General features: G+C 70.0%; 2 protein-coding genes. One reads left to right on the forward strand and one right to left on the reverse strand.

Going from position 1 to position 1546, the window contains the following annotated elements:
- Positions 1–40: 40 nt before the first annotated feature.
- Positions 41–925, reverse strand: coding sequence for an aminoglycoside phosphotransferase family protein (locus tag BACI9J_RS22800; RefSeq protein WP_140448641.1), 885 nt, complete (start codon positions 923–925; stop codon positions 41–43).
- A 286-nt stretch (positions 926–1211) separates the two neighbouring features.
- Here BACI9J_RS22800 and BACI9J_RS22805 point away from each other — a divergent pair.
- A partial coding sequence (locus tag BACI9J_RS22805; protein WP_236558881.1) for a hypothetical protein occupies positions 1212–1546 on the forward strand: 335 nt, incomplete at its 3' end.

Here is a 1546-nt window from a genome sequence, read left to right on the forward strand (position 1 = left end):
GTTCGTGCGGGTGCCGTGAGCTGCGTTCCGGTCTGACGGGTCAGAACGCGGCGAGGGCACCCTGGAGCATGTCGTGGCCCTGGGCTTCGAAGCCCTCGTCGCCGACCGCGTAGGCCCAGGTCGCCGTCCCCACTGCTTCGCGGAGTTGGAGCCAGCGCCACGCGTCCGGAGTGCGCGGATCGTCGCCGTACCCGTCGAAGAACGCCGCTTCGAGCCTGGGATCGTGCTGCCAGTGCAGCACCGCGAGGCGGGTGAGGTCGAAGGACGCGGGGCGCCAGCCGAACCGGCCGAAGTCGATGACGCGGAGCCTGCGGTGGTGGTCGTCGCGGGCGTCGCGGGCGTCGTTGTCCACGATCCAGTTGCGCGGGTGGAAGTCGCCGTGGGTCGGGACGAGGGACTGCGTCGTGCGGTCGGTCGGGAGTGCGCGCAGGGCCGCTCGTGCGCGGGCGACCACCTCGTCCGGGATCCGGTGCGGTGCGTCGAGGGCGGCCAGTGCCTTCGCCTGCTCGTGCTGCAGGAACGTCGGGTCATGGCGGGTGTCCTGGTCGTGCAGTCGTCGGAGCACTGCGCCGGCCTGACGGTGGACGTCTGGATCGTGCTCGTCCGGGGTCCCGAGGGCGAGGTGCCCGGGGACGCGTTCGAGCACGAGGACGCGGTGCTCCTCGTTCGCCGCGACGAGGGCACCGGTGTCCCCGCTCGCTCGGAGCGCGGCGGTGGCGGTGCGGTGCGCTTCGAGCTCGCGGGGGAAGTGGGTGTTGGTCGGGCCGGAGGCCTTCACGGTGAAGCCGTCGTCGCCAGCGCGGATGTGCAGGACCCTGGTGTCGAGGAGCCCCCACGAGTCATCGGCCACGACGACGGCATCGGGGAGCGTCTGCTGCACGAACGCGATCTGGTCGTCATCGAGTCCGGTGTCCCCCCAGTGCATGGCGGCACGTTACCGTCCTGCTCCGACAGCTCGGGAGGCTGCAGCCCGCGTCCGGTGTCCGGATCGCGCGGATCGTTGCAGTACCCGTGAAGATCACCGTTCCGAGTCCGGCGCCTTGGGGGCGCGGAACCCCGGTGTTTCTGGGCCGGTCTTATCGGTTCCATCATGCAACTATCGACCCCCCGATGTGGCGGAGCATGCGTGAGCGAAGCTCCGTAACGTGCTGTGTGGCTGCACAGCACCGTCGCAGGGACTGGTGAGCTGCAGCAGCCGCAAGAGGGGTTTCTTGAGCGTGTTCGCTGCGTCGTGGTCCGGTCGTGTTCGTGGAGTGATGCTGGCGGTGGTGGCGTTGGTCGCCCTGCTGGGTTCGTTGTTGGTGGTGGTGTCGCAGCCGACACCGGCACAGGCTGTGGTGACCGGGACGGGCGGGCAGTACGTGCCGATGCCTTCGAACGCCCGCGTGCTGGAAGGTGCGACGTCGGCAGGGACGTTCCGCACGGTGAAGATCGCCGGAGCCGCCGGGCTCCCGTCGTCGGGGATCGGCGCCGTGACGATGATGGTCACGGTCGCTGACCCGAAGGGGTCGGGGCAGCTGCAGATGCGTGCCGACGATGCCGACAC

Source organism: Arthrobacter sp. 9V (genome assembly GCF_902506065.1).
Classification (GTDB): domain Bacteria; phylum Actinomycetota; class Actinomycetes; order Actinomycetales; family Micrococcaceae; genus Arthrobacter.